Here is a 16,681-nt window from a genome sequence, read left to right on the forward strand (position 1 = left end):
CGCGCGGCCGACGCGGTCGTCCCGCATCGCGTGGCAGGGAGGGCCGGTATGACCGAGACGACCGCCACCGCGGCCGCGCGCCCGGCCGGACCCGGCGGCGCCACCCCGCTGGTGGCCGTGACGAACCTGCGCGTGAGCTTCCCCAAGGCCGGGGTCGACGCGGTGCGCGGCGTGTCGCTCACCATCCACCCCGGCGAGTGCGTCGCGATCGTCGGCGAGTCCGGGTCGGGCAAGAGCGTGACCGCGCGGTCGCTGCTCGGCCTCGCCGGGCCCGGCGCGCGGGTGAGCGCGGACGGTTTCACCGTCGACGGCCGGGACGCGCTGCGCTTCACCGACCGGGACTGGCGGGCGGTCCGCGGCCGCTTCGCCGGGCTCGTGGTGCAGGACGCGCTCGTCTCGCTCGACCCGCTGCGCACCGTGGGCGCCGAGATCGCCGAGGTGCTCGCCGTACACGACGTGGTGCCGCGGCGGGACCGCGCCGCCCGGGCCGAGGAGCTGCTCGCCGCCGTGGGCGTGCCCGAGCCGCGGCTGCGCGCCCGGCAGCGGCCGTTCCAGCTCTCCGGCGGGCTGCGGCAGCGCGCGCTGATCGCCTCGGCGATCGCCGCCGACCCGCGGCTGATCATCGCGGACGAGCCGACCACCGCGCTCGACGTCACCGTGCAGGCGCAGGTGCTGCGGCTGCTCGGCGAGCGCAAGGCCGCCGGGGCCGCGCTGCTGCTGATCAGCCACGACCTCGCCGTGGTCGCCTCGGTCGCCGACCGCATCCTGGTGATGCGGGACGGGGTCGTGGTCGAGGAGGGGCCCGCCCGCCGCGTGCTGTCCGCTCCTGCGCACCCGTACACGCGGCTGCTGCTCGCGGCCGTGCCGTCCGCGGCGAGCCGCGGCACCCGGCTGTCGAGCCCGGAGCCGGAGCGCCCGCCCGCCCCGCCGCGTACCGTCGACCGCTCGGTCACCGTGCTGGAGGCGACCGGCCTGGTCGCCGGGTACGGCTCGCGCACCGTGGTCGAGGACGTGTCGTTCCGCCTGCACAAGGGCGAGACCCTGGGCCTGGTCGGCGAGTCCGGGTCGGGCAAGACCACGGTCGCCCGGATCGTGCTCGGCCTGCACGAGCCGGTCCGCGGCGAGGTACGGCTGCACGGCCGGGCGTGGAGCGGCGTGCGCGAGCGGGAACGCCGCCCGCTGCGCTCGCGCATCCAGCTCATCTCGCAGAACCCGCTCGACTCGTTCGACCCGCGGTACACGGTGGGCCGCATCATCGCCGAGCCGCTGCGCGACCTGCCCGCGGCCGAGCGCCGGGCCCGGGTGGCCGAGCTGCTGGAACGGGTGGGCCTGCCCGCGGAGACGGCCGGGCGGCGGCCCCGCGAGCTGTCCGGCGGGCAGCGCCAGCGGGTCGCGATCGCCCGCGCCCTCGGCCCCCGGCCGGACGTGCTCGTCTGCGACGAGCCGGTCTCCGCGCTGGATGTGTCGGTCCAGGCGCAGGTGCTCGACCTGCTCGCGGACATCCAGGCGTCCGAGGGCACCGCGCTGCTGTTCATCTCGCACGACCTCGGCGTGGTCCACCACCTCAGCGACCGGGTGCTGGTGATGAAGGACGGCCGCGTCGTGGAGGAGGGCGACGTGGACGAGGTGTTCCACCGCCCCCGCCACCCCTACACGGTCGGCCTGGTCGCCGCGATCCCGCGCCTGGAGGCGGGGGAGCCGCAGGCCGTGGCCGGCTGACCGGGGTCCCCGAGGCCGTCCCCGGCGCCGTTCGCGGGTCCGGCGCCGGGGACATCCCCGGTCTCGGGTACGGCCGTGCGGCGCGGCGCGTCAGGTACGGCGCGGCCGGAGCCGCCGCCAGAGCAGGCCGCCGGTGCCCGCGGCGGTCAGCAGCAGCCCGCCGAGCACGATGAGCCGGGCGTCCGGACCGGCCTCGCCGCCGCCTCCGGTCGCGACCGAGCCGACCGGGGTGCGGACCACCCGGTTGCTCGTACCCGTGGTGTCGCCGTTGCTCGTGCCGGTGCTGTCGTCGGTCGTGCCCGTCTCGGTGGCGGAGCCGCCGGGGGTCGGGGTCCCGGACTCGCCCGTGGCCGAGGGGGTCGGCGTCGGGGACGAGGCGGTCGGTGTGGTGGACGGCGAGGTCGCGTCGCCCGTACCGCCGCCGATCGTCAGGCGGTAGGTGCGCAACGAATCCGCATTGAGCACCTCGCACCGGATGACCGGTTCGGTGGGCCTCGGCCCGAAGTTGATCGCGGCCGGCCTCACGGTCGCGGTGCCCGCGGAGTTCGGGGTCGATCTGAGTTCGACCGTGCCCTCCGGCAGCGGGATCGGCTCGTTCGCCCGGATGTCCGTGTTCGCCAGCGGGGCGACGCCGGTCGCGGAGGTGAAACCGGGCATGTCGCTGATCGACGCGTAGGCGTAGAGCTCGGCGTCGGTGAGGCCGCTCGCCGGTGCGGTGAGCTGGGTGCCGTCGACGTAGGTGCCCCTCCAGCCGATCACAAGCTGCTCGCCGGGCCGGGGATCGACGGGCATCGTCAGCTCGACGCGTACCCGGATGATCTGGCGGTCGGTGGCCGATTCGCACTGGTAGTGGACGACGTCCGTGCCGCCGTCGCTCGGGCTGTGCCGTACCGAGGCGGTGGCGGGGGCCGAGGAGAGGCACGCGAGCGCGGCCGCGGTGATCGTTGCGCCTAAGAGAGGACGGAAGCGCACGGAGGACTCCGGAGTGCGGACAAAGGGATCAAGGATGCCGAACCCGAAGTATGGTCCCTTGTCAACCTAATCCGCACGCGTACCGGAGCCGCCCGCGCGCCCGGCCGTCGTATCAGTCGTCCGAAACGGCAGAGCGCCGTGCCACCGCCATCGGACAGGGCGCCGACCGGCGCGGAAAAGACGTCGGCGGCACCGCGTCATCCCTGGTCAGAGGGGTGATCGCGGCGCCGCCGGTGACGAGTGCGACACGTCCGTTCGCCCGTGTTATCGGTCGTCCGGAAACGCCTCGTGCCGAGTGGTCAGGAGGCGGCCGGGTCGGCGGCGCGTGCCCAGTCCGGGAGGTCGGCGTCGGCGGGCACGAGGTCGCCGTCGTCGACGGACGCCATCAGGTCGAGTACGGCACGCGCGTCATCCTCGGCGAGCCGGGAGAGCGCGAACCCGGCGTGGACGAGCACCCAGTCGCCGGGGCCGGGCGGGTCCGTGGCGAGCAGCGCCATGTTGACGGGGCGCGGTTGGCCGCCGACGTCGACGAGGGCGAGGCCCGTGTCGGCGTCGGCGGCCTCGATCAGCCGGCCGGGGAGGCCGAAGCACACCGGTCCTCCTCCGCGAAGGTGAGCGATTCCAGGACGAGCTCGTCGCCGCCCTGGTACTCCAGGTTGTCGCCGCCACAGCCCGGGCACTCGGCGAGCACGTCGAGGCTGTCCGACACCCGCCCGCAGCCGCGGCACAGCAGGGTCACCGGCGTGATCACCACGTCGAGCCGGGCCCCTTCCGCGACGGTGTCCGCGGCGGCGAGGGCGAAGGCCTGGTCGAACGCCTCGTCCACCACGGCGTGCCGGGCGCCGATGCGGACCTTCACCCCGGTCACCCGCCGCCCCTCGGCCTGCTTCCCGATCAGGTCGACGAGCCCCTCACACAGTCCGATCTCATGCATGCGCCGGCTACATCCTCTTCATCTTCACGTACCGCTTGATCTCCGGCCACTGCGCCACGACCATGCCGGTCACCGCGCAGAGCGCGAGCAGCGCCGCCACGTGCCTCTTCCGCATGACATGCCACCCCCTCCAGGTGTCCTCTAGATGTGATCGAACTCAGGCTCCGGGGCCTCGGCGGCCCGCGCGGCCTGCGCGTCCGCCGTGCCGTCCGAGCCGGAGAACTCGGTGATGATCCCGGTGGCGAGCTCGACCGCGAGGTCCACGGCCCGGCCGAGCGCCGCGCGCACCGGCTCGCTCAGCTCGGCGACCACCTCCTCGTCCGGGCCGCCCGACGGCACGCGGGCGGGCTCGCAGGCGAGCACGAGCACCCGCCGCGGCACCTCGCCGAGCTCGGCGGCGAGCCGCAGCACCCGGACCGGGTCCATGCCGTGGGTCTCCACCGTGACCACGCCCTGCTCGCCGGGCGCCTTCGGGTCCACCTCGAGCACGGTGAGCGTGCCGGGCGGCTCGCCCCGCGGCGCCGCGTCCACGAAGATCACGCCCGCGTACCCGCGGTGCAGCGCGTAGACGAGGTCCATGCCGCGGATGCCGAAGTCCACCACGTCGACCCCGGCGGGCAGCGGCCGCTCCGCGAGCAGCCGGGCCACCTCCACGCCGAAGCCGTCGTCGCCGAGGAACACGTTGCCGACCCCGGCCACCAGCACCCGGGCCGCCTCCGCGGCGTCGCCGAGCGGCTCCACCTCGGCCGGCGTGTAGAAGAAGCGGTGCCCGGGCAGCCCGGCCTCGCCCAGGTCGCGGCCCGGGTCGTCGACCAGGGTGACCGCGAGCTGGATGGCGCCGGTCTCGTCCTGCTCGACCCGCTCCACCACCGCCTCCCGGCCGGCGAGCGCCGCGTCCAGCACGTCCCCCCGGCCGCGCGGGCGCAGCCGTACCCGGCTGCCCGCGCCCACGGACACGCCGTCGACCACCACGGTGCGCGGCCCGCGGCGCTCCATGAGCGCCCAGAAGTCCCCTGCCGGGTTCATCGGCCCGCCTCCGTCGCCTCGCCGAGCGGCCGGAACTCGCGCGTCGCGCCGTACAGCCGCATCAGCCGCTCGGGCGGCAGCGAGACGCACCGCTCGAGGATCTCCGCGCCCTTCGGGTCGCCCTCGCGGATCTCCTGCCACTCCTCGTCGGTGAGCGCGAGGATGCTGTGGGTGAGCAGCTGGTCGATCTCGGTGGCGTCGAACAGGTCCCCCGGGCTCTCCGGCGCGACCTTCGGGTGGTCGTAGAGGATGATCGGCGACGACAGCACGGTGTGCCGGTTCCCCTCCTCGCCCGCGAGCACCGGCCAGGTGCCGACGTTCTCGCACGCCTCGGCGTGCGCCCGCAGCGCCTCCGGCGGATCGGTCAGCGACACGAACAGCGCGGTGGGCGAGTGCAGGATCGTGTGCGCCGAGGCGAACGTGTACCGCATCGCCTCACTGCGGCTGCCGCCCGCCCAGTCGCTGGTGTTCTCCACGGTGACGGTGAGCCGCAGCAGCGACCCGCGCTCCAGCGGCCCCGGGGCGGCGAGGCGCTCGGCCCGGATCTCCATCCGGCCGCGCAGCGCCCGCCAGGACCGGGTGAGCGCGCCCGCGCGCCGCCCGTCCGGCCCGGCCGGCCACTCCACGTCCCGGCCGTCGGGCACCTCGATGTCGAGCACCACCGGCCGCCGGGTCAGGTCCATCAGGTCGAGCCCGGTGGCGGCCACCCGCCGTTCGGTGGCCTCCTCGCGGGGCCGGTGCCGCCGCCCGCCGACGGCGAGCTCGGGGACCGGCACGAGCTCGTCGCCGTCGAGGCGGGCCACCTCGAGGGTGACCGTGTGCAGGTAGCACAGCCGTACGTCGACGGTGTCGCCCGGATCGGCCTCGACGAGCACCTGGGTGCGCATGAGCGACGAGTCCCCGGTCGCGGCGCACGCGGGAGGGTACACCCCGCCGAGGGTCCACCGCCGCGTGTTCTTCAGCGCGGACGCGCGGTACGGCCACAGCAGGTAGCCCTCGTACAGCACGGCGCGGGCCACCTGCGCCACGGCGTCCATCTCACCGTGGTCCATCCGGCCGTGGTCCATCCGGCCGTGGTCCATCCGGCCGTGGTCCATCGGGCCGGGCGCATCCGTCTCCGGATCCGCCAGGTCCATCCGGTCAGTCACCGTCTCCTCCCGATCCTCGTCGCGCCGCCTCGCGCACCGGCTCCCCGGCCGCGGCGAGCAGCGCCGTCACCGTCCGCTCCCAGGTGCCGAGCGTGTGCCGTACCCGGTAGGCGTAGAGCAGGTCGAACACGTCCCGGTCGAGGCGCAGCCACGCGGCGCGCGGGAAGTGCCGTTCCATCACCTCGTGCCACACCCGAACCGGCATGCGGTACGTCGCCTCGGCGTCCCACGGGATGCGCGCGGCGCGCAGCAGGTCGCCGTCGTCGAGGTAGAAGACCGTGCCGCTGAACTGGAACTCCAGCGGCACCTCGCCGTCGCGCAGCGCGTGGAAGTACTTGGCCACCGCGACCTCGAAGTCGTAGGTGCACGCGACGTCGAGGTGCGCCACGGTCACGTGGTCGAACGCCGCCACCTGCGTGGCCGTACGCACCCACAGCAGGCTGCCGAGCGCCCGGGTCCAGTCCTCGCCGGCGCCGAACACCTCGGTGAGCCGCCGCCGGGTCTCCGGGTCGTACGTCCGGCGGGTCGTGGCGATGCGGATCTGGGTGTTGAGCGCCACGCACTGCACCGGCGCGTCGCCGGCGTTCTCGATCCGCAGCGCGAACCGCACGGTCGGTACGGCCGCGCACTCCGCCGCCGAGGCGTCCTCGACGGCGAAGCGCAGCGTGGGCGGTCCCGCCATGCCGGTCATGGCGGGGAGAGGTTCGGGCTGCTCGGGTCGATCGGGTCGCGGTCCGCGGCGTTGATGCCGGTGGACCGGGCCGCGGTGGACCGCCCGTCGAGCAGGTGCCCGATCTGCCGCTCGTAGTGGCCGGGCAGGTTGCCCTGGTTCACGCCCTTGGTGTGCGCGGGCGCGTCGATGGTGGTGTCCGGGCGGCCGACGATGATGTTGCCGGTCTGCTCGGCCCTCCGCCGTTCCTGTTGTCGCACGGTCATGCCTGTGCTCCTTTCGATGAGCGGGCGGACGCGCGCTGCGCCCGCTCGCGCAGCTCGTCGAAGAACGCGGTGACCGCGGCCCACACCTCGGGGCCGCCGGCGAGGCCCTTCCACCGGGTACGCAGTACCGCGACAAGCCGGTGGCAGTCGTCGATCGGCACGATCCAGTGGCCGTGCGCGGTGTCCTTCCTGCGGTCCACCAGCAGCGCCTCCACGTCCGGGGCGAGCTCGCGCAGCACCGGGTTGGCGCGCTCCAGCCCGGCCCACAGCTCCGGCTCGAGCGGCGCCTCCACCGCGCCCGCCGGGCTCGGGTAGCGGGCCACGGCCCGCCCGGCCGCCGAGTCCCGGTAGGCGAACAGCACCCGCACCGGGACCGCGAGCGCCGCCCATGTGGCGTCGTCGAGGGTGAAGTCCGGCAGGTACAGCCGCCGGTCGCCGATGAGCGCGTACCGGTTGCCGGACGCGTTGGCGAACAGCACCGCGCACGCCGCGCAGGCGCAGCGCGGCACGCCGTCCCGCCGGTCGAGCAGGTGCCGGTGGCCGTCGCCGACCGGCGCGGCGCACAGCTCGCACCGCTCCTCCGGCCCGGCGGGCCGACCGGCCCGCCGTCCCTCCCGGATCAGTTCGCGCAGCCCCGCCATCCGGCTCACGCCCCCGCGCCCGTCCGGGTACGGCGCAGCGTGTCCACGGGGATCACCACGGGCGGCGGCGGGGCCTCCGCCACCTCGACGCGGGCGATCTCCGGCGCCGCGTTCCGGATGGCCTCCTCCACGACGGCGGCCGCGTCGCCGCCCCCGCCGCAGCCGCCGCGGCGCAGCCGTACCCGGGCCACGTCGCCGTCCACCTCGACGTCCTCGGCGGGCACGCCCGCCCGCCGTACCGCGCGGCGCACCCGCTCGGCCGCCTCCAGCGGGTGGAGGTCGTGCAGCAGCAGCAGGTGGGAGACGAGGTCGTCGTCGGCGAGCCGGGCGGCCAGCCGGTCGCCGGCGGCGGCGAGGATGCGCTCGAGCGCCTCGCCGTACAGGTCGAGCAGCGCCCGGACCAGCTCGAGGGCCGGCTCCGGGTCGGGCAGCTCGCCGACCCGGTCGATCAGCTCGTCGACGCGGCGGACCCGCTCGGCGGCCTCCTCGTGGGTGAGCGCCATCGCGTTACCCGCCCAGGCTCGCGCCGAGAGTGGGCGAGTGCACCTTCTTGATCACCCTGCCGCCGCCGAGGTACATGTGCACGCCGCACGGCAGGCACGGGTCGAAGCTGCGCACCGTGCGCATGATGTCGATGCCCTTGAAGTCGTCCGGGCCGTTCTCCTCGAACAGGTGCATGCCCTGCACCGCGTCCTCGTACGGCCCCGGCGTGCCGTAGCTGTCGCGCGGGCTGGCGTTCCACGGCGTCGGCGGGTACGGGTGGTAGTTGGCGATCTTGCCGTCGCGGATCACCAGGTGGTGGGAGAGCACGCCGCGCACCGCCTCGTGGAAGCCGCAGCCGATCGCCTCGTCGGGCACCTCGAAGTCGGTGAACACCTTGGTACGGCCGGCCCGCACCTCGTTCATCGCCTGGTCGAGGAAGTGGAACGCCATCGCCGCCGAGTAGGCGATGAAGTAGCTGCGGGCCCGGTTGCGCTCGATGGTGTTCGACCACTTGGGGATCTTCCACTCGAACCGGGTCTCCGGGAACTCGGCGCTCTTCGGCAGGTTGATCTCCACGCCGTCGCCGGTGGCGCGCACGTACCCGGTGTCGACGTACCCGGCGAGCGCGGTCGCCCACAGCCGGGCGAGCGGGCCGCCGCCGGTGTCGAGCGCGAGGTGCTCGCCGGTGTCCGCGTGGTACCAGCGCGGGCTCATCACCCAGCTGTACTTGCCGCCGTTGAGGTCGCGCTTCTGCGGCCGGGGCAGCGTGGTCTGGTTCCACGGGTGGCGCGGGTCGACCGGGTTGCCGAGCGGGTCGTGGCTGACGAAGACCTCCTCGCCCTCCCAGTCGTCGTAGTACGAGCTGCCCAGCAGGATGCGCATGCCGAGGTTGATGTCGACGAGGTCGGTGGTGATGAGCCGGCCGTCGACGACGATGCCGGGCGTGACGAACATCGACCGGCCCCACTCGCTCATGGTCCGGTAGTCGTAGTCGACGACGTTCGGGTCCTGGAACGAGCCCCAGCAGCCGAGCAGCACCCGGCGGCGGCCGACCTCCTCGTAGCCGGGCAGCGCCTCGTAGAAGAAGTCGAACACGTCGTCGTTGAGCGGGACGAGCTTCTTGACGAAGTCGAGGACCTTGAGCAGCCGGGCGAGGTAGTCGGTGAACAGCTGCGGGCTGGGCATCGTGCCGACGCCGCCGGGATAGAGCGTGGAGGGGTGCACGTGCCGCCCCTCCATGAGGCAGAACATCTCCCGGGTGAGGCGGCTCATCTGGAGCGCCTCCTTGTAGACCTGCCCGGTGAAGGGGTTGTACGCCCGCATGATGTCGGCGATCGTGCGGTACCCGTGCACGTTCGCGTGCGGCGCCTCGGTGTTCTCGGCACGGCGGAGCAGGCTCGGGTTCGTCTCCTTCACCACCTGCTCGCAGTAGTCGACGAAGACGAGGTTGTCCTGGAACAGGGTGTGGTCGAACATGTACTCGGCGGCCTCGCCGAGGTTGATGATCCATTCGGCGAGCGGCGGGGGCTTGATGCCGTACGCCATGTTCTGCGCGTAGACCGAGCAGGTGGCATGGTTGTCGCCGCAGATGCCACAGATTCGGCTCGTGATGAAGTGCGCGTCCCGCGGGTCCTTGCCCCGCATGAACACGCTGTAGCCGCGAAACAGCGAGGAGGTGCTCTTGCACTCCACCACCTCGCGGTTGGCGAAGTCGATCTTCGTGTAGATCCCCAGGTTGCCGATGATCCGGGTGATCGGGTCCCACGACATCTCGACCAGCTGCCGCGTCTCCTGCGGCTTGGTCGACCGGACTGCCACCTTCGTCCCCTTCCTGATGCCCGACCTGTTTGCGATGCCCGGCCGATTACCAGCCCGGCCGTTGCGTAGCCCTCAGTGCCCTCGATGCCGTCAGTAGCCCCGCCGCTTGGCCCGGCCGCCGTTGCGCGCCGGCTGGTAGCCGCTGGTGAGCTCGGGCCGGTTGTGATGCCACTTCGGCTCGGTGTTCACCGTCTTGTTGGTGATGTTGCGCAGCTTGCGGACCACCACGCCGTACGCCCCGGTGAGCGCCGACGAGATCGATGCGCCGGGCGGCTGGTCCATGAACGGCATGAACTTGTCCGGGAAGCCCGGCATGGTGCAGCCGATGCAGATCCCGCCCACGTTCGGGCAGCCGCCGATGCCCGCCATCCAGCCGCGCTTGGGCACGTTGCAGTTGACCACCGGGCCCCAGCAGCCGATCTTCACCTGGCACTTGGGCGAGTTGTAGTCCATGGCGAAGTCGCCCTGCTCGTAGTAGCCCGCCCGGTCGCAGCCCTCGTGCACGGTCTTGCCGAACAGCCAGGTCGGCCGGAGCTGCTTGTCGAGCGGGATCATGGGCGCCCGGCCGGCGGCCTGGTAGAGCAGCCAGGTGAGGGTCTCCATGAAGTTGTCGGGCTGCACCGGGCAGCCGGGCACGTTGACGATGGGCAGCCCGCCCGCGGAGCGGAAGTCCCAGCCGAGATAGTCGGCGAGTCCCATGCACCCGGTGGGGTTGCCCGCCATCGCGTGGATCCCGCCGTACGTGGCGCAGGTGCCGATCGCGACCACCGCCCACGCCCTGGGCGCGAGCCGGTCGATCCACTGGTTGACGGTGATGGGCTGCCCGGTGACCGGGTCGTTGCCCATCGAGCTCCAGAACCCCTCACCGTTGATCTTCTCGTTGGGGATCGACCCCTCCACCACGAGCACGAACGGGTCGAGCTCGCCCGCGGCGGCCTTGTGGAACGCGGCCATGAAGTCGCCGCCGGTCTCCTTGGCGAGCACCTTGTTGTGCAGGTGCACCTTGGGCAGCCCCGGCACCAGGCCGAGCAGCACGTCCTCGAGACTCGGCAGCCCTGCGGCCGTCACGGAGACGGTGTCCCCGTCGCAGCTCATCCCCTCGGAGGTCCAGAGGATGTGGACCTCCTTCACCGGGGTGTCGGTCACGGTTTCAGTCATCACGCGCCCCTTGTCTCGGCATCGGCGCAACGTCGCGCCTCTTGGCGCAACGCCCTATCTATGACCTGTCGTGACGGTGAGTAAGCGTGTGATGCTGATAGTGACCGCACCCTTGGTCACAGATCTGGCACCTGCTTGCTTCCTTTGCCGATCCATCCACCTTCAGCGGTGATGTCCGCAGGATGTATCGGTGCTTCGATCACTTACGGCAGAAGCGCGACCAAGTGCGTCTACAGCGTTTAGGGGACAAAACGCCAAATAGGCGAACCGTTGGCGCGGCTTTTGCCCAACCATCCCCGTCCCGGGACATTCCATAAACGATCTTCAGGGAATGGGCGCTCTTCGGAACGGCCGGTACGGCACGGCGGCCGCCGCCCGTCACGAGCGCCGCCGCCGAGGCCGTCGGCCGCCCGTGACAGCCCTTTGTCGTGATCGGTTTCAGAAGGAGCCCTGGATGCCCGCCCATCCCGGTTTGGCCCGCGCGCTCGCCCTCGCCGCGAGCGCCGCGGTCGCCCTGACCGCATCTCTCGCCGTTCGGTCGGCGTCCGCCACACCACCGGATCCCGTCCCCACCACGAGCCCGTCCGCCACACCGTCCGCCACACCGTCGGTCACGCCGTCGGTCACGCCGTCGGCCGCGGCGGCGGGCCGTACCCCGAGCCCGGGCCCGGCCCTGCCCACCGCCACGCCGGCCGTCCCCACGCCGTCCGGCCCGGCCCCGACGGCGCCGCCCGGCCTGCGGCTCACCGCCGAGCAGCGCGCGCTCGTCGGCGCGGTCGACATGAGCCGCGTGACCGAGCACCTCAGGGCGCTGCACCGCATCGCCACGGCCAACGGCGGCAACCGCGCCGCGGGCACCCCCGGCTACAACGCCTCCCGCGACTACGTCGCCAACCGGCTCCGCCGGGCCGGATACCGGGTGTCCCTCCAGCCGTTCACCTTCGGCTACTACGAGGAGCGGACCACCCCCGTCCTGGAACAGATCAGCCCGGAGCGCGTCACCTACACCCCCGCGCCGCGCGACGGTGACGCCGACGCCGGCGACTTCGCGACGATGGTGTACTCGGGCTCCGGGGACGTCACCGCCCCGGTGCACCCGGTCGACGTCACCGTGCCGCCCGCGGCGGAGCCCTCCTCCACGTCCGGCTGCGAGACCTCCGACTTCACCGGATTCCCGCGCGGCGCGATCGCCCTCATCCAGCGCGGCACCTGCGAGTTCGCGGTCAAGGCGGCGAACGCGCAGGCCGCGGGCGCCGCCGCGGTCATCATCTTCAACGAGGGGCAGTCCGGCCGCACCGGGGTGCTGCGTGGCAGCCTCAAGGCCCCGGGCATCACCATCCCGGTCGTCGGCACCAGCTACGACATCGGCAAGGACCTCGCCACCGCCGACCGTCCCGTCGTGCGCGTGGCGACGAAGACGGTCTCCGAGACCCGTACCACCCACAACGTGATCGCCGAGTCCCGCCACGGGGACGCGGACAAGGTCGTCATGCTCGGCGCCCACCTCGACTCGGTCCCCGAGGGCCCGGGGATGAACGACAACGCCTCCGGCGCCGCCGCCGTGCTCGCCGTCGCCGAGGCCCTTGGCGGCACGAAGACCGCCAACCGCCTGCGCTTCGCCTGGTGGGGCGCCGAGGAGCTCGGCCTCATCGGCTCGACCCACTACGTCCAGACCCTGTCGGACGAGGAGCGCGAGCGCATCCGGCTCTACCTCAACTTCGACATGATCGCCTCGCCGAACGGGGCCATCAAGATCTATGACGGCCGCGGCTCGAACGCCGGGGCTCAGCCTCCGGGCTCCGCCGAGATCGAGCGCCTCTTCCGGTCCCACTTCGACGCGAAGGCCCAGCCGTACGGCACGGCCGACCTCAACGACCGCTCGGACTACGCGCCGTTCCGCAAGGCGGGCATCCCGGTCGGCGGCCTCTTCACCGGCGCCGGCGAGAAGAAGACCGCCGAGGAGGCCAAGCTGTTCGGCGGCACCGCGGGCGAGCCGTACGACGCCTGCTACCACCGCTCCTGCGACGGCCTCACCAACATCAACCCCCGCCTGCTGCGCATCACCACCGAGGCCATCGCCACCGCCGCCGTCGTCTACGCGTTCGCGCCCGACCCGCCGAAGGCCGTCGCCGCCTGACGGCCCGGCCGGTACGACCACCCGCCGGCCGCCTCCCGCGGCATCGCGCCCTCCGGTGCACGCCGGAGGGCGCGCCCATGCCCGGAGGACGCCTCAGGCCGCGGGCGGGGTCGTCACGCGCGATCGGCCACGGGGATCCGGCACTCCCGCGCGGCCCGGAGCCGGGCCCGCAGCGCCCAGGCGAGCAGCGCCAGCGAGCCGGCCGCCAGCACGGGCTGCAGCGGCGCGAACCAGGTGATCGCCCCGTTGGTGCCCAGGGCGAGCACGACGATCTTGTTGCACGTCGGGCAGCCCACGGCGAAGAACGACAGCACGGCGCCGGCGACGCTCCGGCGGCCGTGGGTCGCGTCCCGCTCCGGCTGGGGACGGCCCTCGGGCGCGACGTACGTGGCGATCAGCAGCCCGGAGAGGACCGCGCCGGCCGGCCACACCGGGTAGCTCCACCACGGGGCCTCGATCATCCGCGTGAACAGCGGGTTCGGGATCAACGCGGTTACCAGGCCGATCGCGACGGTGAGCGCCGCCGATGCGGCCACGGCCGTGATCCACTGCCGACGCGTCCACGTACGCACGGTGACCTCCGCTCCGGAACCGGTTCACAGGGCCGCGATCACCCTACCCATCCGTGCCGGAGCGTGCGGTCTCGGGCGATTCGGGCAGGCGGTCGCGTACGGCCGGGCGTGAACGGCGGCGGGGTGGGTTCGGATAGGGACCTTTGCGCCGGTTCGCGGTGCGGGTCGGCGTCCCGGAAACGGGCTTTCGGCCCTGCCGCCGGGGAGCGAATGAGATCAGCATTGGGGTGACGGAAGGGAACCGCGGCTACTGGGTAGAAGCGGAGGCGATCTCGTCGGCTGCCGGAAGGAGCCCCATGACGGACGTGGCGATCGAGCGTGATCCGTCGGTGGAGGACGCGTCCGTCGTCGTGGCGCGGATGCAGACCGATCCGGAGCGAGGGCTGACGGGCGAGGAGGCGGCCCGGCGGCTCGCCGAGTACGGGCCGAACGAGATCGCCTCCGCCAAGCCGGTGCCCAGATGGCTGAAGTTCCTCGAGCAGTTCCGCGACCCGCTCGTCTACCTGCTGCTCGCGGCCATCGTGATCTCGCTGCTGGCGTGGCTCGTCGAGGGCCGCGCCGGCCTGCCGTTCGACGCGATCGTCATCGCCGCGATCGTGCTGGTGAACGCCCTGCTCGGGTACGTGCAGCAGGCGCGGGCGGAGAACGCGGTGGCGGCGCTGCAGCGGATGACCGCGACCACCGCCACCGTGGTGCGGGACGGCGAGCGGCGGCGGGTGCCCACCCGGGAGCTGGTGCCGGGGGACATCATGCTGCTCGCCGAGGGGGACACGGTCGCGGCGGACGGGCGGCTGCTTTCGGCCGCCACGCTGAAGGTGTCCGAGGCGTCGCTCACCGGGGAGAGCGAGCCCGAGCTCAAGGACGCCCGCACGCTGCCCGAGCTGGTGGCGCTCGGCGACCGGCTGAACATGGTGTTCAACGGCACCGCCGTCACCCAGGGGTCCGGCCGGGCCGTGGTCACCGCGACCGGCATGGCCACCCAGATGGGGAGGATCGCCGGGCTGCTGCACGCCACCCCCGAGGACCCCACTCCGCTGCAGCGCGAGATCGCCCGCGTGGGCCGCATGCTCGGCATCGCGGTGATCGTGATCGCCGCCGTGGTGATGGCCACGATCTTCCTGTTCTTCGGCGTGGAGACGATCCGCGACGTGGTCACCGCCCTGCTGCTCGGCGTCTCCCTCGCCGTCGCCGCCGTGCCCGAGGGGCTGCCGACGATCCTGTCGGTGGTGCTCGCGCTCGGCGTCCAGCGCATGGCCAGGCGCAACGCGATCGTCAAGAAGCTGTCCTCGGTGGAGACGCTCGGCTCGGCCTCGGTGGTGTGCTCGGACAAGACCGGGACGCTGACCAAGGGCGAGATGACCATCGGCCGGGTGGTGACCGCCTCCGGCGAGGTGGAGGTCACCGGCGTCGGCTACCGCCCCGAGGGCGAGGTGCTGCACGACGGCGAGCCGCTGCGCGAGGGCGACCCGCTGTGGCGGGAGGTCGCGTACGTGCTCGGCGGCGGCAGCCTGGCGAGCGACGCGGTGCTGCGCGAGGAGAACGGCGAGTGGACGATCCAGGGCGACCCCACCGAGGCGGCGTTCCTCGTCGCCGAGGTGAAGCTCGGCATCCGCGAGCGCCGTACCGGCCGGTTCCGCCGGGTGGCGCACATCCCGTTCACCTCCGAGCGGAAGATGATGTCGAGCCTGGAGGCCGACGCCGAGCGGTCCGGCCGCATCGCGGTCGTCACCAAGGGCGCCCCGGACGTGCTGCTCAAGCGGTGCACCAGGATCCGGGTGGGCGACGAGGAGCGGGAGCTCGACGACGCCTGGCGGGAGCGCATCATCGCCGACGTGGAGCGGCTGTCCGGCGAGGCGTTCCGCACCCTCGCCGTGGCGTACCGGCGGCTCGACGTCCACGAGCCGCCGTCCCCGATCGACGAGTCGCTCGAGCAGGACCTGGTGTACGTCGGCATGGTCGGCATCATCGACCCGCCCCGGCCCGAGGCCGCCAAGGCCATCGCCGAGGCGCGGCGCGCGGGCGTGCGGGTCATGATGATCACCGGCGACCACCCGCGTACCGCGGCGCGCATCGCCCGCGACCTCGGCATCGTCGCGCACGAGCCGGTCGCGGTCTCCGGCCTCGAGCTCGACCGGCTCGACGACGAGGCGTTCCGCCGTACCGTGCGCGAGCGGTCGGTGTACGCGCGGGTCTCGCCCGAGCACAAGCTGCGCATCGTGGACACCCTGCAGGAGGACCGCAAGGTCGTGGCGATGACCGGCGACGGGGTGAACGACGCCCCGGCGCTGAAGTCGGCGGACATCGGCATCGCGATGGGCCGCACCGGCACCGAGGTCACCAAGGAGGCCGCGAACATGATCCTCGCGGACGACAACTTCGCCACGATCATCCGGGCGATCCGCGAGGGCCGCGGCATCTTCGACAACATCAAGAAGTTCCTGCGGTACCTGCTCTCGTCGAACATGGGCGAGGTGCTCACGGTCTTCCTCGGCGTCGTGCTCGCCGGCGTGATCGGCCTGTCGCACGGCGACGGCGCGATCGTGCTGCCGCTGCTCGCCACCCAGATCCTGTGGATCAACCTGCTCACCGACAGCGGCCCCGCCCTCGCCATGGGGGTGGACGCCGAGACCGAGGACGTGATGGCCCGCCCGCCGCGCTCGCTGAGCGACCGGGTGATCGACGCCCGCATGTGGGCCGGGGTGATCCTGATCGGCCTGGTCATGGCCGTGGTGACGCTGCTGACCATCGACCTGTACCTGCCGGGCGGGCTCATCGAGGGCGACCGCCCGCTCGACAACGCGCGCACCGCGGGCTTCACCGTGCTCGTCCTCGCCCAGCTGTTCAACGCGCTCAACGCCCGGTCGGAGACGGTCAGCGCGTTCCACCGCCTGTTCGCCAACCCCTGGCTGTGGGGCGCGATCGCGCTGTCCCTCGTCCTGCAGATCGCCGTGGTCCACCTGCCGGTGCTCAACGCCGCGTTCGGCACCGCCCCGCTCACCCCCGACCAGTGGCTCGTCTGCGCGGCGATGGCGAGCGCGGTGCTGTGGGCCGCCGAGCTGCGCAAGCTCGTGCTGCGCCGTACCACCGCGGGCAGGCCGCCCCGGTCCGAGGCGGCGACCGGGGCCTGACCGGCCCGC

The 16,681-nt window shown here is 73.1% G+C and carries 16 protein-coding genes; 3 read left to right on the forward strand and 13 right to left on the reverse strand.

The features are described 5' to 3' along the window. Nucleotides 1-48: 48 nt before the first annotated feature. Nucleotides 49-1,719 carry a dipeptide ABC transporter ATP-binding protein gene (locus FHX40_RS04100; protein WP_142258376.1) on the forward strand — a complete coding sequence of 557 codons (1,671 nt, stop codon included), beginning with the start codon at nt 49-51 and terminating at the stop codon, nt 1,717-1,719. A gap of 90 nt (nt 1,720-1,809) precedes the next feature. On the opposite strand, the gene FHX40_RS04105 is transcribed toward FHX40_RS04100, so the two are convergent. The 12 genes from FHX40_RS04105 to FHX40_RS04155 form a co-directional block, all read right to left on the reverse strand. Then, nucleotides 1,810-2,691: a hypothetical protein gene (locus FHX40_RS04105; RefSeq protein WP_142258377.1), complete on the reverse strand. Its 882-nt coding sequence runs from the start codon at nt 2,689-2,691 to the stop codon at nt 1,810-1,812. Nucleotides 2,692-2,990: 299 nt separating this feature from the next. Continuing rightward, a complete protein-coding gene (locus FHX40_RS04110) occupies nt 2,991-3,284 on the reverse strand; it encodes a HypC/HybG/HupF family hydrogenase formation chaperone (protein WP_142258378.1) in 294 nt (97 codons plus the stop codon). Then, on the reverse strand, nt 3,257-3,625 hold the full coding sequence (locus tag FHX40_RS04115) for a hydrogenase maturation nickel metallochaperone HypA/HybF (protein ID WP_142258379.1): 369 nt from the start codon (nt 3,623-3,625) through the stop codon (nt 3,257-3,259). Before FHX40_RS04115 ends, FHX40_RS04110 begins: the two co-directional genes overlap by 28 nt. 7 nt (nt 3,626-3,632) lie before the next feature. Then, complete coding sequence (locus FHX40_RS26190; RefSeq protein ID WP_373286904.1) at nt 3,633-3,740, reverse strand: DUF6893 family small protein; 108 nt, start codon at nt 3,738-3,740, stop codon at nt 3,633-3,635. 26 nt (nt 3,741-3,766) lie between these two features. Continuing rightward, on the reverse strand, nt 3,767-4,651 hold the full coding sequence (locus FHX40_RS04120) for a hydrogenase maturation protease (protein ID WP_211350154.1): 885 nt from the start codon (nt 4,649-4,651) through the stop codon (nt 3,767-3,769). Then, nucleotides 4,648-5,799, reverse strand: a complete 1,152-nt coding sequence (locus tag FHX40_RS04125; protein ID WP_142258380.1) for a hypothetical protein — start codon at nt 5,797-5,799, stop codon at nt 4,648-4,650. The genes FHX40_RS04120 and FHX40_RS04125 overlap by 4 nt, the downstream gene beginning before the upstream one ends. Then, nucleotides 5,792-6,481, reverse strand: a complete 690-nt coding sequence (locus tag FHX40_RS04130; RefSeq protein WP_142258381.1) for a DUF6084 family protein — start codon at nt 6,479-6,481, stop codon at nt 5,792-5,794. Before FHX40_RS04130 ends, FHX40_RS04125 begins: the two co-directional genes overlap by 8 nt. A gap of 5 nt (nt 6,482-6,486) precedes the next feature. Further along, nucleotides 6,487-6,735 carry a hypothetical protein gene (locus FHX40_RS04135; protein ID WP_142258382.1) on the reverse strand — a complete coding sequence of 83 codons (249 nt, stop codon included), beginning with the start codon at nt 6,733-6,735 and terminating at the stop codon, nt 6,487-6,489. Continuing rightward, nucleotides 6,732-7,376, reverse strand: coding sequence for a DUF5947 family protein (locus FHX40_RS04140; protein ID WP_229789102.1), 645 nt, complete (start codon nt 7,374-7,376; stop codon nt 6,732-6,734). The genes FHX40_RS04135 and FHX40_RS04140 overlap by 4 nt, the downstream gene beginning before the upstream one ends. 5 nt (nt 7,377-7,381) lie before the next feature. Next, nucleotides 7,382-7,879, reverse strand: coding sequence for a NifU family protein (locus FHX40_RS04145; protein ID WP_142258384.1), 498 nt, complete (start codon nt 7,877-7,879; stop codon nt 7,382-7,384). A 4-nt stretch (nt 7,880-7,883) separates the two neighbouring features. Further along, nucleotides 7,884-9,677, reverse strand: a complete 1,794-nt coding sequence (locus FHX40_RS04150; protein WP_229789074.1) for a nickel-dependent hydrogenase large subunit — start codon at nt 9,675-9,677, stop codon at nt 7,884-7,886. A 90-nt stretch (nt 9,678-9,767) separates the two neighbouring features. Continuing rightward, nucleotides 9,768-10,835: an NADH-quinone oxidoreductase subunit B family protein gene (locus tag FHX40_RS04155; protein WP_142258385.1), complete on the reverse strand. Its 1,068-nt coding sequence runs from the start codon at nt 10,833-10,835 to the stop codon at nt 9,768-9,770. Nucleotides 10,836-11,289: 454 nt separating this feature from the next. On the opposite strand from FHX40_RS04155, the gene FHX40_RS04160 reads away from it, so the two are divergent. After that, nucleotides 11,290-12,972 (forward strand): M28 family peptidase, encoded by a 1,683-nt coding sequence (locus tag FHX40_RS04160; protein WP_229789075.1) that lies wholly within the window; start codon nt 11,290-11,292, stop codon nt 12,970-12,972. 113 nt (nt 12,973-13,085) lie between these two features. Here the strand turns inward: FHX40_RS04160 and FHX40_RS04165 are convergent, their stop codons facing one another. Then, complete coding sequence (locus FHX40_RS04165) at nt 13,086-13,508, reverse strand: hypothetical protein (protein ID WP_244941580.1); 423 nt, start codon at nt 13,506-13,508, stop codon at nt 13,086-13,088. A gap of 332 nt (nt 13,509-13,840) precedes the next feature. Here FHX40_RS04165 and FHX40_RS04170 point away from each other — a divergent pair, with 332 nt between their 5' ends. Beyond that, nucleotides 13,841-16,672: a cation-translocating P-type ATPase gene (locus FHX40_RS04170; protein WP_142258387.1), complete on the forward strand. Its 2,832-nt coding sequence runs from the start codon at nt 13,841-13,843 to the stop codon at nt 16,670-16,672. Nucleotides 16,673-16,681: the final 9 nt, after the last annotated feature.

It is taken from the genome of Thermopolyspora flexuosa (assembly GCF_006716785.1).
Lineage (GTDB): Bacteria > Actinomycetota > Actinomycetes > Streptosporangiales > Streptosporangiaceae > Thermopolyspora > Thermopolyspora flexuosa.